10 protein-coding genes are annotated in these 15,476 nt (G+C 52.8%); 6 read left to right on the forward strand and 4 right to left on the reverse strand.

Annotated features, from left to right (window positions below; translation table 11 throughout):
* The 3 genes from B5D63_RS20805 to B5D63_RS20810 all read right to left on the reverse strand — a co-directional run bounded on the left by B5D63_RS20805 (window position 1) and on the right by B5D63_RS20810 (window position 4,515).
* Window positions 1-3,081, reverse strand: coding sequence for a SusC/RagA family TonB-linked outer membrane protein (locus B5D63_RS20805; protein ID WP_078670769.1), 3,081 nt, complete (start codon window positions 3,079-3,081; stop codon window positions 1-3).
* Window positions 3,082-3,183: 102 nt separating this feature from the next.
* The gene (locus tag B5D63_RS34710) at window positions 3,184-3,438 is read right to left on the reverse strand and encodes a hypothetical protein (RefSeq protein ID WP_143313016.1); all 255 of its coding nucleotides are present in this window, start codon (window positions 3,436-3,438) and stop codon (window positions 3,184-3,186) included.
* A gap of 363 nt (window positions 3,439-3,801) precedes the next feature.
* Entirely contained in the window at window positions 3,802-4,515 is a 714-nt protein-coding gene (locus B5D63_RS20810) for an SGNH/GDSL hydrolase family protein (RefSeq protein ID WP_078670770.1), read from the reverse strand.
* A gap of 118 nt (window positions 4,516-4,633) precedes the next feature.
* Here B5D63_RS20810 and B5D63_RS20815 point away from each other — a divergent pair, with 118 nt between their 5' ends.
* From B5D63_RS20815 to B5D63_RS35330, 6 genes are all read left to right on the forward strand, one after another.
* Window positions 4,634-5,260, forward strand: coding sequence for an RNA polymerase sigma factor (locus tag B5D63_RS20815; RefSeq protein WP_159456104.1), 627 nt, complete (start codon window positions 4,634-4,636; stop codon window positions 5,258-5,260).
* Window positions 5,261-5,265: 5 nt separating this feature from the next.
* Window positions 5,266-6,795 (forward strand): DUF6630 family protein, encoded by a 1,530-nt coding sequence (locus B5D63_RS20820; protein ID WP_078670772.1) that lies wholly within the window; start codon window positions 5,266-5,268, stop codon window positions 6,793-6,795.
* A gap of 108 nt (window positions 6,796-6,903) precedes the next feature.
* On the forward strand, window positions 6,904-8,100 hold the full coding sequence (locus B5D63_RS20825; RefSeq protein WP_078670773.1) for a FecR family protein: 1,197 nt from the start codon (window positions 6,904-6,906) through the stop codon (window positions 8,098-8,100).
* A 258-nt stretch (window positions 8,101-8,358) separates the two neighbouring features.
* Complete coding sequence (locus tag B5D63_RS20830) at window positions 8,359-11,550, forward strand: TonB-dependent receptor (RefSeq protein ID WP_159456105.1); 3,192 nt, start codon at window positions 8,359-8,361, stop codon at window positions 11,548-11,550.
* A 14-nt stretch (window positions 11,551-11,564) separates the two neighbouring features.
* Window positions 11,565-12,953 (forward strand): RagB/SusD family nutrient uptake outer membrane protein, encoded by a 1,389-nt coding sequence (locus B5D63_RS20835; protein ID WP_078670775.1) that lies wholly within the window; start codon window positions 11,565-11,567, stop codon window positions 12,951-12,953.
* Window positions 12,953-14,767: a TlpA family protein disulfide reductase gene (locus B5D63_RS35330; RefSeq protein WP_078670776.1), complete on the forward strand. Its 1,815-nt coding sequence runs from the start codon at window positions 12,953-12,955 to the stop codon at window positions 14,765-14,767. Before B5D63_RS20835 ends, B5D63_RS35330 begins: the two co-directional genes overlap by 1 nt.
* On the opposite strand, the gene B5D63_RS20845 is transcribed toward B5D63_RS35330, so the two are convergent.
* Window positions 14,753-15,475, reverse strand: a complete 723-nt coding sequence (locus B5D63_RS20845; protein WP_200817058.1) for a hypothetical protein — start codon at window positions 15,473-15,475, stop codon at window positions 14,753-14,755. The genes B5D63_RS35330 and B5D63_RS20845 overlap by 15 nt on opposite strands.
* Between the last annotated feature and the right edge of the window lies 1 nt (window position 15,476).

Genomic DNA, 15,476 nt, shown 5'->3' on the forward strand with positions numbered 1-15,476 from the left:
TTAGAAGTTTGCGTTAAGACCGATGGTGAAGGTTCTCATGATCGGGTAAAATTCCCCGGCAGTATTTGTCTGTTCCACGTCGAACCCGGGGAAGAACTTATCGAAAGTGAGCAGGTTCTGGCCACTGGCGTAAATTCTTACGGAGCGCAGTTTGGCGTTGCTGGTCACTGTTTTGGGCAACGTATAACCGAGCACCACGTTCTTCAGGCGCAGATAGGCGCCGGAGCGCATCCAGAAAGAAGAAGTCACGTAGTTGTTGGCGATACTGTTGGGCGTCAGCCTTGGATAAGCGGCATCGGTATTATCCGGAGACCATGCATCTTTCTGATGTTCGAAGATGGTGCCCTGGAAGTTGGCGGAATAGAAAGGCTGCGCGCCGGTGCCGGACATATAGTTGTTCCGCTTACCTACGCCCTGGAAAAAGATATTCAGGTCAAATCCTTTGTACTGGCCGTTAAGGGACAGGCTGTATTCATAACGCGGGAAGGAGTTGCCCAGCACTACACGGTCGTACGCATTGATTTTACCATCGGGTTTTCCGTCGGCACCGCTCACGTCGGCATAACGGATATCTCCCGGTTTGGTATTGGCGAAATGGAAAGGCGCGTTGTCGATTTCCTCCTGTGACTGGAAGAAGCCCTGCGCCTGGTAGCCGTAGTAGGAATTCAGCGGATGGCCTTCACGCATAATGAGGGCGCCGTTGATATATTCTTTACCACCGAGGCTTACCACTTCATTTTTGACATCGGAGAGATTAGCCTGTACGGAATAGGTGAACTCACCGGCGCGGTCTTTCCAGCCGATGCCCAGTTCCCATCCGGTGTTACGCATGGAACCGATGTTCACGAACGGAGCGCCCAGTCCCACGTAGGTAGGTACGCCATCCAGCTGCAGCATGTCGGTGATGTTACGGCTGAAATAATCGGCGGTCACCGTCAGGTGATCGTTGAGAGCGGTGAAGTCGATACCGGCGTCCAGTATTTTGGAAGTCTCCCAGCGGATGAAGGGATTGGCAGCGGTAGTGAGTGCATAACCCGCATTCACCACATTGTTGAAGTAGTAATCAAAAGAGCCGCCCGTGCTGTACATCGCGTAGGTAGGATAATAGTTGGCCACGCCGTTCACTACCAGGTCCTGGTTGCCGAGAGAGCCGTAGGACCCTCTGATTTTGGCGCTGTTGATCACGTGACTGATGGATTTCCAGAAATTCTCTTCCGAGATGCGCCAGCCGGCGGACACGGAGGGGAACAGTTTCCACCAGTTTTCTTTGCGGAAACGGGAGGAAGCGTCGAAGCGACCGTTAATTTCCAGCAGGTATTTCTCTTTGTAGTTGTAGTTGATCCTGGAATAGGCAGATGCCATCGCATATTCGCTTTGTGCACCTGACATGGTTTGTCCCAGCGGATCTGCCGCATCCAGGTATGGCAGTGAAGGAGAGATCAGGTTCTGACGTTGCGTGTTAACGTAGCTGGTTTTAAAGAGTTCGGTGGTGAAGCCGCCCAGTACGGTGAAGGCGTGCTGCCCCATATTCCAGTTGTAGCTGGCCTGTGAGCGGAACACATTACGGGTGGTTTGCGCGCTGTTATCGATCAGTGAATTGTTCGCCGGCCATTTGCGTGCAAAGAGCAGTTGGTTGTTGGCCACGTCGGGCGTATAGATCTTGTATTGATCGGTAAATACGCGGGCGTGTCCGTTGGCAGTATTGGAGCTGTAGCTGGCCAGCAGCTCCATACCTTTGATGGGTTTATAGGTAAGCGTACCGGTGAGGATACGGGAATCGGTGACACGTTTGTCCCAGCCGCCGTCTTTTGCCTGTGCCGCAGGGTTCATATTGGACCAGCCTTCACCCCATTCGCCGGTATTGAACTGACCGGGTGCGATGGCCGGCAGGCCGATCATGGCGCGGATAATGCCTTGCGGCGATGATTGCCCGGGCCAGTTGCGTTCTGTTCTGTTCACCACGATATCTGCGGCGGCAGACAGTTTGCTGGTGATGGCGATGTCGGTATTAAAGCGAAGGTCGAGGCGTTTGAAATTAGTGTTGGCGGTAAGGCCGTTCTGGTCCAGGTAACCGCCGGAGCCGAACACTTTGATTTTCTCACTGCCGGCAGACAGGCTCAGGTTGTGGTTATGCATGATGCCGTTGTTCACCAGGATAAGGTCTTTCCAGTCGGTATTGAAGCGATTGAAATTATCCGGGCCCATTCTTTCATAGTCGGCGATCTGCTGTGTGAAAGCGGGCGGCAGTCCTGCGTTCACCTGAGCAATGTCCCACAGTTTCATGTGGTCCAGTCCATCCACTTTTTTAGGTAGATTGGTCGGTGATTGTTTGGCAACGTAGCCGTTATAGCTGACGCTGACGCCGCTGATGCCGCGTTTGGTGGTGATGAGGATCACGCCGTTGGCCGCGCGGGAGCCGTAGATGGCTGCCGCCGCCGCGTCTTTAAGTACGGAGATGCTGGCGATGTTGTTGGGATCGATGGCGTCGAGGCTCATTTCGACGTTGTCGATGAGCACCAGCGGGTTCTGGCCCGCATTGATAGAACCGATGCCACGGATGCGGATGGTGCCGGCGTCGCCACCGGGTACGCCGGACTGCTGGGTCACCGTAACACCGGGAGCGGCGCCCTGTAAAGCCAGGGAGGCGGACGCCACCGAGCGGGTCGTCATGGTTTTACCTTCAATGACGGAGACAGCACCGGTAAGATTGACTTTTTTCTGGGTGCCGTAGCCTACCACCACGACTTCCCCGATTTGTTTGTTGGATGGTTCCAGGTAGATGTTGACCACCTGCTGGCTGGTGACTGCCAGTTCCTGTGTTTTATACCCGACGAAAGAAAAAACGAGTGTAGCCGTTTCCGTGGTACCGGCAAACTGGAAGTCACCGTTCGCATTGGTAGTGCCACCTTTGGTGGTGCCTTTCATCACTACGTTGACGCCGATCAGTGGCGTACCGTCTTTGTCTTTCACGCTGCCCTTGAACAGGTAGTTCTTTTGCCCGAAGGCGTATGGCTGTTGCAGGATGACGAGGAGCAGGAGCAGAAAGCCGCCCAGTCGCCAGTGACGGGTAAATTTTCCCATACAAAACAAATTTTGATTGATAATAACTTGAAACAATAAATAGTGGTCGGCATAGCCGGCCTGTTTGGCCGGTGATGGCAGTTACAGCTGTTACATGTTGGTTTATGGTTCGGACATATAGTTGTTGACTGGTGCTACAGGTGACCGGTTAACGGACTGCCTGGCAAGGTCAGGACCCTCGTTTTGTCTCCTTTCTTTATGGCCGCTGAAATGCTGCAGTGGCCTGACCTGCTTTTTGTGCATGGGATACAGCTGATGGCTGCCTGCCCCGAAACAGATTTCCGTGTGACTGTGACCTGCATAGGCGATAAGGCATAGCAACAGCCAGCAGCTGGTGACTAGTAGCTTTAGTTTCATCAGAACGTATGTAGAATTTGTAGTTGTATTTATAAAATATATGGCTATAAAAAGCCTACTTTATAACATATATACCTCGGCTTGGGCTAAAATAGTAATTCTTTTAAATAATATCCCTATAATTAATTAATTTTTTTAAAAACAATATTAAAACGCTGGCAGGAAGGTGGAGATTAGGTGCCCGAAAATAGTGAACGGCTGATGGCTGATGGCTGAAGGCCCAGGACTGAAGATTTAAGATTTAAGATTTAAGATTGAAGATTGAAGATTTAAGATTTAAGATTTAAGACTGAAGGTTTGGACCAAGGTTCAAGGTGGAAGGCGGAGGGCTGGTATAAACAGACAAACTCCCTTTGATCTCCCCTAGTGATTTAACAATCGCTTTAACGCCGCGGGATAAGTATCGCCGGTATCTGTACCTGCACCATCCATAAAAGCGCCATAGGTAATACTGTCGCCAAAGCAGAGTATACGATGATGCCGGCGTAACAGGTGATGCTTTTTGAGGTAAGCATACAATTGCGCGGCCATCAACCGGTAACCGGCGGCGGTGGGATGAATACCATCTTCCCGGCCCGTATTGGCAGCATTGATGATCAGGGAAGCGGCCGCCCGGTCGGGCTCCCCGTGGCGGACAAACACCTCATGCAGATCGAAGCAGTACACCTGCTCCGAAACGGCGATTTCCCGTACAATGGCACAGGCACTGTCTATCTTACGGTTAGGATCTGTATCATATAACCCGCGCTGATGGCGCTGAAAGAGGTAACCTGTATCTACCGGCAAAGAAGTCATCAGCACCACCCTGGCGCCCGCCTGCCGGATACGCCGCACCAGCTGCCGGTACTGCGCCGCATATTGCCCATACGGCACCAGCTTGTGGGAATTAACCATATCATTCGTTCCGGCCATCAATACCACCAGGTCCGGTTGCAGGGCCACCACATCCTTCTCCACCCTCGCCAGCAGATCGGCAGTACTGTTACCTGCCACCCCTTTGTTGATCACGGTGTACGTACGGGAAGCGCAGGCCATACAGGCCATCAGACAGCATAAGAGCAGATAACGATGATTCATGACAGCCAATATACTGAAAACAAAACCGAATTACCAATATCCCGTTACGAGACTACGATTAGTAATTCGTCATTGTTTTCAGTATTTTTATGGTTCAATTATTTCAGCGGCAACAGGGATGAGTGATCAGCACAACAAGTACACAGAAGATGCATTTATACAGCAACTGGCGGCAGGGGACCAACAGGTATTCCGACAGCTGTTTGACTGGCATTATAAAGCCCTGTGTTATTTTGCCGGCTCCATCGTCTCCCATACCCATGCGGCAGAAGACCTTGTACAGGAGGCTTTTTCCAAACTGTGGGACAAACGCGGCGATTTTCAAAGCACCACCAGTATCAAAGCTTTCCTGTTCATTTCCACCCGCAACGCCTGCCTGAATTATCTGAAACAACAAAACAGGTTGACCGAAAGGGAACAGGAATTCCTGTATCACCAGGAAGGGCAGACAGCGCCCGCTCCGGCCGGCTTCGATCCGCTGTTGGCAGAAACCGAACTGCTGCAGCACCTCTACGCCGCCATTGAACAACTACCTGCCCAATGCAAACGGGTATTTAAGATGGGATACCTGGAAGGCCGGAAAAATGAAGAGATCGCCACCGCGCTCAACATCTCCTACAACACCGTTCGTACCCAGAAACTACGCGCCATCAAACTGTTACGCAGCAGCGTGCTGAAAAAACAGGTGCTTCCGCTCCTGCCGCTTTATCTCACCCTGCTGCGATACTATGACTATAAAGGATAAAACCCATGTTCCAAAACGTTAATCCCACTACAACGCTCACGCTGGAAGAAGCCATCGAACAAGGGCTGACAGCCCACCTCTCCTACGATTTTGAATTCCTGGCAGAAGATGTGCCCGGGCAGAAAGTGCTGATCTTCGAGGAAGATGTACACACCGACCAATTCCTGGACCTGCATGATGTCTATGTAGAACAGGATATCGCAGGGATGATCTTCCGGGGCAACCTGCAGGTAGATAATTCCATCATCGACTATGAACCGGACACTTACGCCTGCTTCCTGTCGGTAGAAGGCAACCTCACCTGCCGCAACCTTGTCGCCGGCTGCGTTCCCATACACGTAAAAGGCAATGTATATGTGCAGCAAACCTTTATCGGCTACTACAACCACGGCGAAGTAACCATCGACGGCGACCTGCACGCCCGCCTATGGATCGAAGACGACCACCAGACAACGGTAAAAGGTAAAGTACATGCGGTGACCTTCGCTCCGAAAGACTGGACCGCCATGGCAGACTATACCGACTGGCACGATGTGCTGCTGCCGGAAGTAGCCGCACAGCTGCTGGAAGAGGACTACCTTTTCGCCGGTAACGTGGGCCTCATCCGCCTGATCGAAGACGGTCAACTCGTTTTTAAGCAGGACCTCGTCCGCACCGGCATCTCTTCCGATGAATTCCAACAGCTGTTACACAATGAATTATTTGCCCCCGGGCTGGACAGTCTGCTGGTGGCACAAAAACCATGGGAACTGCGGCTCACACAGCATAGCGATCAGCCAGGCGGTTGGGAATACGATACCGTATATATCCTGAACACCGAAGAAGGACGTTCCTGCGTGATGGCTACCGCTCCCGGTATGCCGCTGTCTTTCCGGCATGAAGTTGCTGACAACCGGTTTGAAGAAGTCACCGACTTTACATCAGCGCCGGGACAACTGTTGCTCCGCTATTTCACCAGGGCGCGTGCGCTCGTCAACGCCAAAGTCAACTGGAACCGGTATTACCGGAAAACCGTCGATAAAGAGCAGCTGTGGCAGCTGATCTGGTTATTCAATCCCGGCGACAACACCGATTTTTTCCTTCCGATTGCCACAGAGCTCTTCCACCGCGTGATGCTGGCCGCAGATTATCCTTATACGTATATCCATAGCCGTTATCCGGAAGACAGCCTGCGCCGGGGGCTGGACGAAGTACCCGGCGCCACAGTGCCCATCGCCCTGCTGGACGGCCTGCTGGACCGGGGGTTGATCGCGGAGCTTTCCCACAATAAACCGCTTTCCGGGGAAGTGGGTAAACTGAACGAGATAACGACACTTTACTGGAACACGATATTAAAAACGCCGCCGCCCTATGGCGAAAACCCTGTCAGCGAGGAGTATATGCACTTTGTGAATACAGAGATGCAACCGCAGGGCGCCATGCTTGTACGCCTCAACGCCGGAATGGACAACTACCTGCTGGCTTGCATACAGGTGGCCGCCATCCCACAACTGAAGCAACTGGCAGATACTGTGGATGTCACCGTGGAGGATTAGTAATTAATAATCAAACAGTTACCCATTTATCTAAAAAAAATTTAAAAAATCCTGCTTTTTCTTTTCATCGAACTCGACAAGTTGTTGTTTCTATAGAAAACAGCAACCTTGGGAGTTCCTGACAGCCAACAACCAGATACATTTTTACAAAGGGTCGCCTGTCTTATCGCACGGCACCAGCAGGACCAGCTCACCGCCGGTGAAGCCGAAGAACTGCGTGCCTGGCTGGATGCCGCGCCGGAAAACCGCCGCTTCCTGGAACAGTGGAACGACACCCGTCTGCTGGCAGACAAACTGCAGCGGTTTACCCAACCCGATGTAAATACCGCCTGGGAGGCCTTTCAGGCCAAACACCTGACCAATGCCAATACCACGGGGGGGCCCCGTAAAACATTCCGGCTGTCCCGGTGGCACTGGAGTGCAGCAGCAGTAATATTACTAGCTGGCGCCGCCTGGTACATCCAGCGCTCCCGCCCGGTAACACCACCGCTCGCCCGGCAACAGGTACAGGCGCCTGTATTGCCCGGTACCAGCAAGGCGGTGCTCACACTGGCCGACGGCTCCACCATACAGCTGGACAGCGCCGGCCACCAGGTGATTGCACAGGGCGCCGCCAACATCCTGCAACAACAGGGACAGCTCCGCTATGATCTGCAAAACCCGGACGCAGCGCCGGCACTGAATACACTAACTACTCCCCGTGGCGGCCAGTTCCGGGTGATACTCCCGGACGGCACCGCCGTATGGCTCAACGCCGCTTCTTCCATCACCTACCCCACCGCCTTCCGCGAGGGCGCCAGACAGGTAAACATCACCGGTGAAGCTTACCTGGAAGTAACATCAAAAGCCAACCATCCTTTCCGCGTCACCATCAATGACCAGACAACCATAGACGTACTGGGCACCAGCTTCTGCATCAGCGCCTATGCCAACGAAAATACCATCAACGCCACACTCGTCAGTGGTGCAGTGAAAGTCAACACCGGCAGCACCTCCCGCGTACTGGCCCCTGGCCAGCAGGCACAGATCAGCAACGGCAGCATACAAGTCAGCCAGACAGACACCGCTGCGGCCATCGCCTGGAAAAACGGGGAGTTCTATTTTAACAACGCTGATATTCCCGCCATCATGCGGCAGCTGGAAAGATGGTACGACGTACACGCGGTATACGAGGGGAATATCCCCGTCCGTACCTTCCAGGGCGAGATACAACGCAACCTGCCGCTGGAAGACGTACTGGAAGGCCTGCAATCGACAGGCATCCGTTTTCATATGAAAGGAAGAAACATTATTGTACAACCATAAATTGCCATGATTCACAACGAGCGAAACCAGCCATCTATCGCCTATATGCACAACTAAACACAACGGCTGTCCGCCCATAAAAAAACCGGAGGTGATTGGACCCACCCCCGGCGAATGTCAGGACGAAGACAGCCATTAAGCTTTGACGCACTTAAATACTGATTATTTACATCCAAACAATGCAAATCTATGCAATTGAATCTTTATGCAAAGACTCTTTCTATACCAGGGTCTTTACCAACCAAAATTGCGTTAACAATGAGATTAACAGTGATGTTACTGATTGCGGCCACACTAAAGGTTTCTGCCGGCGCTTCTGCGCAGACAGTGTCGCTTTCTGCGCGCAACATCTCCATGGAAAATGTGTTTACGGCTGTTAAAAAACAGACCGGCTACCTGTTCTTTTATGACCGGGCACTCCTGCGCAGCACACGGCCCGTCAGCGTACAGGCGCAACAGCAGCCGCTGCAGGATTTCCTGGCCGACGTGTTTAAAGACCAGCCACTGGACTACACCATCAAAGACAAAACCGTTTTCATCAAACGGCGCGACCTTCCTCTCGCAGCACCTGTACAGCAACCGGTGACCGGCACCGTAAAAGATGCCGCCGGCGTGCCGCTGCCAGGGGTAACGGTAAAGGTGAAAGGCACCAGTACCGGCACCATCACCGATCCGGAAGGTAAATTCAGTATTAAAGCCGGTTCCGGCGATGTGCTGGTGATCACCTACGTGGGCTTTGAACCCAAAGAAATCACTGTAGGCAATGATACCAATGTGCCCGTCGTGTTACAGGCTGCCGTAAGTGCGCTCAATGAAACAGTGGTCATCGCCTACGGCACCACCAGCAAAAGATTCAATACGGGCTCCGTCAGCAGCGTAAAGACCAGCGATATCGCTTCCAATCCTGTGATGGACCCATTGTCTGCCCTGCAGGCAAACGTGCCCGGCCTGCTGGTCACCTCCAGCAACGGTCTCCCCGGCTCCGCTTTCAATGTGAGCATCAGGGGCCAGAACTCCGTATTAAAAGCCAACCAGCCACTCTACATCGTCGATGGCGTGCCTTTCATCTCAGACCCCCTCAATGCTTTCACCTCCGCCAATGGCAACCAAAGCCCGCTGGCATCCATCAACCCGGCCGATATAGAACGGATCGACGTACTGAAAGATGCAGACGCCACCTCCATCTACGGGTCCAGAGGCGCTAACGGCGTAGTGCTCATTAGCACCAAACGCGGAAAAGCCGGTAAAACCCAGACAACATTCAATGTGTATTCCGGCGGCAGCAAAGTAGTGAACATGGTAGACATGCTCTCTACCCCGCAGTTCATCCAGATGCGCAAAGAAGCCTTCCGGAATGATAACCAAACGTATACCGATGAAACCGCCCCTGACCTGACCATCTGGGACCAGCAGAAAACCACCGACTGGCAAAAGCTGATGATTGGCAATACCGGTCATGTCACAGAAGCACAGGGTAGCGTATCCGGTGGTAATGCCCAGACACAATTCAGACTAAGTGGCACTTTCCGTAAGGAAACTACCGTAATGCCCAACAATCTCGGCTTCACCAAAGGCGCGGGCAGCCTCAGCATAGACCACAGTAATAAAGATGGTCGTTTTCATATAGGCGCTGTCGTTAACTATTCTTCGTTGCGCGATAACTCCATCGCCGCCAGCCTCGCCGGTTTTACCGACATGGCTCCCAACTACCCGATTTATGATTCCACCGGCAGCTACTACTGGCGCCCCACGGGCATGAATCCCATGGCCTTTCTGCTCCGTAGCTCCGATGCCCGTACCAACAACCTGGTGGCACAAACAGACATCCGTTACACCCTGCTGCCGGGTCTTAACCTGAAAGCCAATGTGGGTTATACCCGCAGCGATATGCAACAGACACAACTGGTACCGCTGAAAAGTAACAACCCCAATACCACTGCTACCAGTACCGCCAATTACGGCAATACACAAGCCAATACCTACATCATAGAACCGCAGATCGATTATACCACCACTATCGCCAAAGGTACCTTGCAGGTGCTGGTGGGCGGCAGCTGGCAGGAAGCCCTCCGCAAAGGCAGCTGGGTGATCGGGGAAGGCTATTCCAGCGACGCCATGCTGGAAAACATGAACGCCGCCGCCAAACTCACCGCGAAAACTACGACGTATGCGCTCTACCGTTATAATGCGGTATTCGGTAAAGTGAACTATAACTGGGAGGAAAAATACCTGCTCAACGCCACCTTCCGCCGCGATGGCTCCACCCGCTTCGGACCGGGCAACCGCTTCGGCAACTTCGGTGCGGTAGGCGCAGCATGGATCTTCACCAAAGAATCCTTCATCCCGGAAGGGTCCGTACTCAGCTATGGTAAACTGCGTGCCAGCATCGGCACCTCCGGTAACGACAATATCGGTGATTACGCCTACCTCGACGCATGGCAGTCTACCTCCTTCCCGTATGACGGTATCACCGGCCTTACCCCTGCGCGGCTGGCCAACCTCAATTACCACTGGGAAGTGAGCCGCAAAAAAGAGGTAGCCCTCGAACTGGGCTTCTTCAAAGATCGTCTGCTCCTCACCACCAGCTATTATCATAACATTTCAGATAACCAGCTGCTGGATTATAAATTATCCCCGCAGACAGGGTTCCCTTCCGTGACGCGTAACTTCCCGGCCAAAGTGCTCAACAGCGGATGGGAATTTGAAATCAACTCCACCAACATACAGCGGAAAGACTTCACCTGGCGTACCTCCTTCAATATGTCCATCAATAAAAATGAACTGAAGGAGTTCCCCAACATCGAAGCTTCCTCCTATAAAAATCTAATGGTGATAGGTAAACCGATCACCATTCAGAAAGGGTTCCGGTTTGCCGGTATTGATCCGCAAACCGGCCTTGCGCTTTTCCAGAGCGCCAAAGGCGGTACCACTACCACGCCTTCCGATCCGGACGATTTTGTCATCCTCGGCAATCATATGCCGGAGTTCTATGGCGGTCTGCAAAACAGTTTCTCCTATAAAGGTATCAGTCTTGAGTTCCTGTTCCAGTTCGTAAAACAGGAAGGCACCTCCTTTAACTACGGCTACGGTATACCTTATCTTGGATCCAGCTCCAACCAGAGCCTGTATGCACTCGACCGCTGGACCGCTCCCGGTGATATCGCCGGTGCTCCTAAAGCCACCGCAGGTTCCGGTGCCGCCAACTTCCGCAGCTTTGCCATCTCCAGCGCGCAGTGGGGTGATGCTTCCTTTATCCGGTTAAAAAATCTCTCGCTGCGCTATGATCTTTCCAAGTATGTACAGAAATGGAAACTGGCCGGCGCCAGCGTGTACGGCCTCGCACAGAACCTGTTTACCATCACCGGATATGAAGGATATGACCCCGAAACACAGGGCAGGATGATGCCTCCGGTAAAAACATATACCATAGGATTACAATTGTCACTCTGATAAAAAACACGGACATGAAACGCATTTATATATACTTCACATTACTGGCTGTTTCCGCTACGGTGGCTTGTAACAAATATGTAGACACCCCGCTCCCTAAAAACGAGCTGGTGTCTGAGCTGGTGTTCACAGACGATAAAACCGCTACTGCCGCAGTAACAGGCCTGTACACCAGCATGAACGCCTATAACTACCAGTTTGCCAATGTACTGGCCAGCTTTCTGTCGTCGATGCAGGCCGATGAAATGTACTATTTCTCCCCGTTCGAGAACTACGACGTATTCCGGCAAAACAGGCTTGTGCCCAGCAGCCAGTATGTAACGAGCATGTTTGCCGACCAGTATGCCTTTATTTATCATACCAACGCCTGCCTGGAAGGGTTAAAGAAAACCACGAGCCTTTCTCCCAATGTGAAAAAACAACTATTGGGTGAATCCTATTTCATGCGCTCTTTCTTCAATTTCTACCTGGTGAATATGTATGGCGATGTGCCGTTGATCACTTCTACCAACTACGAAGAGAATGGCCTCAAACCACGTGCAGCCAGGTCTGTTGTATACGACACGATCATCAAAGACCTGAACGAAGCCGTATCACTGATGAATGACGACTATCCCACCGGTACACGCGTACGCCCTAACCGGGCGGCCGCCAACGCGCTACTGGCAAGGGTTTATCTTTATAATCAACAATGGGCGCTGGCAGAAGCCACCGCCGGCAAGGTGATCGCCGACAGCAAATACAGTCTGCTGCAAGACCTGAATAAAGTATTTTTGGCCAATAGTGGTGAAGCCATTTTTCAACTGCAACCCGTGAACGTGGCCAGCGGCCGCAATACCTGGGAAGGCTTTACCGCCACTCCTGCCACCCCTACGGCCACTGCGGTATTCCGCCTGGACACCCTGCATTTTATCTCCCGCTTTGAGGCGAATGACTTGCGGCTGGCCAACTGGACCGGCTTCCGTAAGACTTCTACAGGCGCGACTTATTATTTCCCGTATAAATACAAAATCAGGTTAGGTACGCTTGGCGTGGTGAACGAATACTCCATGGTGCTCCGCCTCGCGGAACAATACCTTATCCGCGCCGAAGCCCGCCTGCAACAAGGCAAACCGGACGACGGCCGCGCCGACATTGATGCCATCCGCGTTCGCGCCGGCCTTCCGAAATTGTCCGCATCTCTCAGCAAAGACGACCTGCTGAAAGCTGTGGCCAAAGAAAGACACCTGGAGCTGTTCACCGAATGGGGCCACCGTTGGTTTGACCTGAAACGGACCAAACAGTCCTCCGCCGTACTGAAACCCATCAAAGGCGTCAACTGGCAGGATACAGACACCCTGTACCCCATCCCGGTAGACGCTACCAGCACAAATCCCAACCTCACCCAAAACCCGGGATACTAATGACGTACCGTTTTTCATTTGCCATATTGTTACTGTTGTTGCTGACCGGCGTTGCTATCAACGCCCGGTCACAGCAACGGATAACCATCACGCCGCAATATCCGCAGCGCGGTGATCTTGTTACGGTGACCTACGATCCACAGTCACCGGGAGCTGTAATCCCTGACAGCGTATCCGGTATCACACTGGTATTCTCCTACTCCAATTTTTATGATGTAGCGACCAGAATGCCCTTGCACCGGCAGGGAACAAAGTGGACGACCTCCTTCCGCCTGGCAGGTTTTGCCACCTATGCTACCTTTTACCTGGAAAGCGGTGAGCTCACCGACAAGCCTGCAGCAGACAGCCACTACGCAGTCCCCGTATACACCGGCCGACAGCCGGTAGAAAACGGCCTGTTGTACAAGGCTTACAGTCTGTCTGCACAAAGAGGCAAGTCGCCCGGGCTCGCCGCGGAACAGGCCTCCCTGTACCAACAGGAGCTGGACCACTATCCCGGTAACTACGAGGCCAAAGTACGGCTGCTGCAATACAAGATGCAACACGCTCCTGACGCCAAAGGCCGGGAAACCGCGCATCAGCAGGCCTTACAGGTAATCGCGCAGAAATTCAACAGCGCCCCCGCCGTTGCCGGCAACCTGAATAAAGTCACCATGGGCTACCTGATCATCGGTGAAAAGAGCCGGGTAGACTCTATCCGCCAGGTAGTGATGAAACGTTTTCCCGACAGCGGACCCGGCATAGAACAACTGTCGTCCAACATCCGTAAAGAAAAAGATACCGCTACGCGGATCAGGTTACTCGAACAGGCCCTGCAAAAGGAGACAGCTAAAAACGCCGACGACTACACGGGCATGCATGATCAGCTGTTTGCCCTATATGCCGCACAGCATAATACTGAAAAAACGTTGTACCATGCCCGTAAGGTAGCCAGCCAACGCCGTAACCCATGGACCGCGGAAACATTCAAAGACCTGGCCGCTACCCTGCAGGCCAACCAGCTGGCGCCGGACACCGCCCGCTACTATGCACAACTGGCGCTGGCACAGGCCAACAGCTTCCCCGCCGGCGTTATCCGGCACTTCCCGGAAACAGGCTACATCTACCCCTTTGTAGATGACAGCACCCGCAAGGCTGTAACCCGCAAGGCACAGGCAAACCTGCATTCGCTGCTGGGGTTAATAGACCTCCAACAGGCACGCCTGCACGAAGGCGCACAACAAATGGACAGCGCGCTTGTCATCTCGCAGGACCACGAAACGCTCAACAACGCCACCACCTTTTATACCCGTACCCATAACACCGAAAAATTGAAAAGTGTGCAACAGCTGCGGGAAAAAATACTGCTGGACAAGGTACGTCGCCAGCTCATCAGCCGGCCGGCCCCTTCGCTGCAGTCTTTTGTAGACATGAAAGGACAGCCGGTATCGCCCGACGCGCTGAAAGGTAAAATTATACTGATTGATTTCTGGGCCACCTGGTGCGTTCCCTGCATGCAGGAAATGCCGTACCTGCAACAGTTGTACGAAACCTATAAAGACAATCCCAAAGTGGTGTTTATGGTGGTCAACAGCGGCGCCCGTAACACGCTTGCCGATGCGCAGGGCTGGTTCGGCCACAAGAAATACACGTTCCCGGTGTACTACAATACCGATCCTGATGTGGGAGAGAAATTCCGTTTTAATATTATTCCGGCTACTTACATCATCGATCCCAGGGGCAATATCCGTTTTGCCAACATCGGGTTCGAAGGCGCCGAGGTCGCTGCCAAACTGAAACTGCAGCTGCAGCTGGTGGAATCAGCTTCCTTCTGATGCCAGTATACCGGCAATCGCTTTGATCAGTCCTTTGTCTGTTACCCCATTCATTTTCCAACCGCTCTTCATTTTCCGGATGATGCCCTTGCTTTCATCATTCAGGTAGATGTCCCACTCCACACAATCCCCTTCCTCGCAGGTCTCCATCACAGGAATGGCCTCTCCCTTATAAGCGGTGTCCTTGTAAGAAAATTCCAATGGCACGGAAGTGCTTTTCAGCTGGGTGATCATGTCCTGCAGGAAACTGATCATACGTTTCCGCTGATTGTTAAGGGAAGCGCTCCATTTGTTTTTGGAGGCGCGTTTGTGTGCAAGCTTAAATTTAAAGCCGGACATTTTCGTCGTGTAGTCGTCAGCGTTAATTTTGTCTACCTGCTGATTGGCGAGGATATACCAGTGATAGCCGGTGCCTACAGGTACGCCGGAACCTTCCGGGGCGTGGCCGGCGCGACGTTTGACCACCTCATAGGAGATCTCCCACAGGTCGGGCGTGATCTTGGTTTCGCGCCACACGCCGGCATCATAGTTCCATTTATGGCTCCGGCCGATTTTCATGCCGGTATATTGTTTCCCTTCAAACTGTTTCCATGCGTTGTAACCACCGGCAACAGGCACTTTTTTCTTTGCCGCTGCTTTTTTCTTTGGCGCCGCAGGTTTGACGGCCTTTTTACGGGAAGGCGCGGTAACCGCTCTGGTTGCTGCCATC

It is taken from the genome of Chitinophaga eiseniae (assembly GCF_900167135.1).
Taxonomy (GTDB): domain Bacteria; phylum Bacteroidota; class Bacteroidia; order Chitinophagales; family Chitinophagaceae; genus Chitinophaga; species Chitinophaga eiseniae.

Excerpts from the sequence above, each read along its gene's own strand:
- B5D63_RS35330 (WP_078670776.1), top strand. The coding sequence starts at position 12,953 with ATGACGTACCGTTTTTCATTTGCCATATTGTTACTGTTGTTGCTGACC.
- B5D63_RS34710 (WP_143313016.1), bottom strand. The coding sequence starts at position 3,438 with ATGAAACTAAAGCTACTAGTCACCAGCTGCTGGCTGTTGCTATGCCTT.
- B5D63_RS20810 (WP_078670770.1), bottom strand. The coding sequence starts at position 4,515 with ATGAATCATCGTTATCTGCTCTTATGCTGTCTGATGGCCTGTATGGCC.
- B5D63_RS20845 (WP_200817058.1), bottom strand. The coding sequence starts at position 15,475 with ATGGCAGCAACCAGAGCGGTTACCGCGCCTTCCCGTAAAAAGGCCGTC.
- B5D63_RS20835 (WP_078670775.1), top strand. The coding sequence starts at position 11,565 with ATGAAACGCATTTATATATACTTCACATTACTGGCTGTTTCCGCTACG.
- B5D63_RS20805 (WP_078670769.1), bottom strand. The coding sequence starts at position 3,081 with ATGGGAAAATTTACCCGTCACTGGCGACTGGGCGGCTTTCTGCTCCTG.
- B5D63_RS20820 (WP_078670772.1), top strand. The coding sequence starts at position 5,266 with ATGTTCCAAAACGTTAATCCCACTACAACGCTCACGCTGGAAGAAGCC.
- B5D63_RS20830 (WP_159456105.1), top strand. The coding sequence starts at position 8,359 with ATGAGATTAACAGTGATGTTACTGATTGCGGCCACACTAAAGGTTTCT.
- B5D63_RS20815 (WP_159456104.1), top strand. The coding sequence starts at position 4,634 with ATGAGTGATCAGCACAACAAGTACACAGAAGATGCATTTATACAGCAA.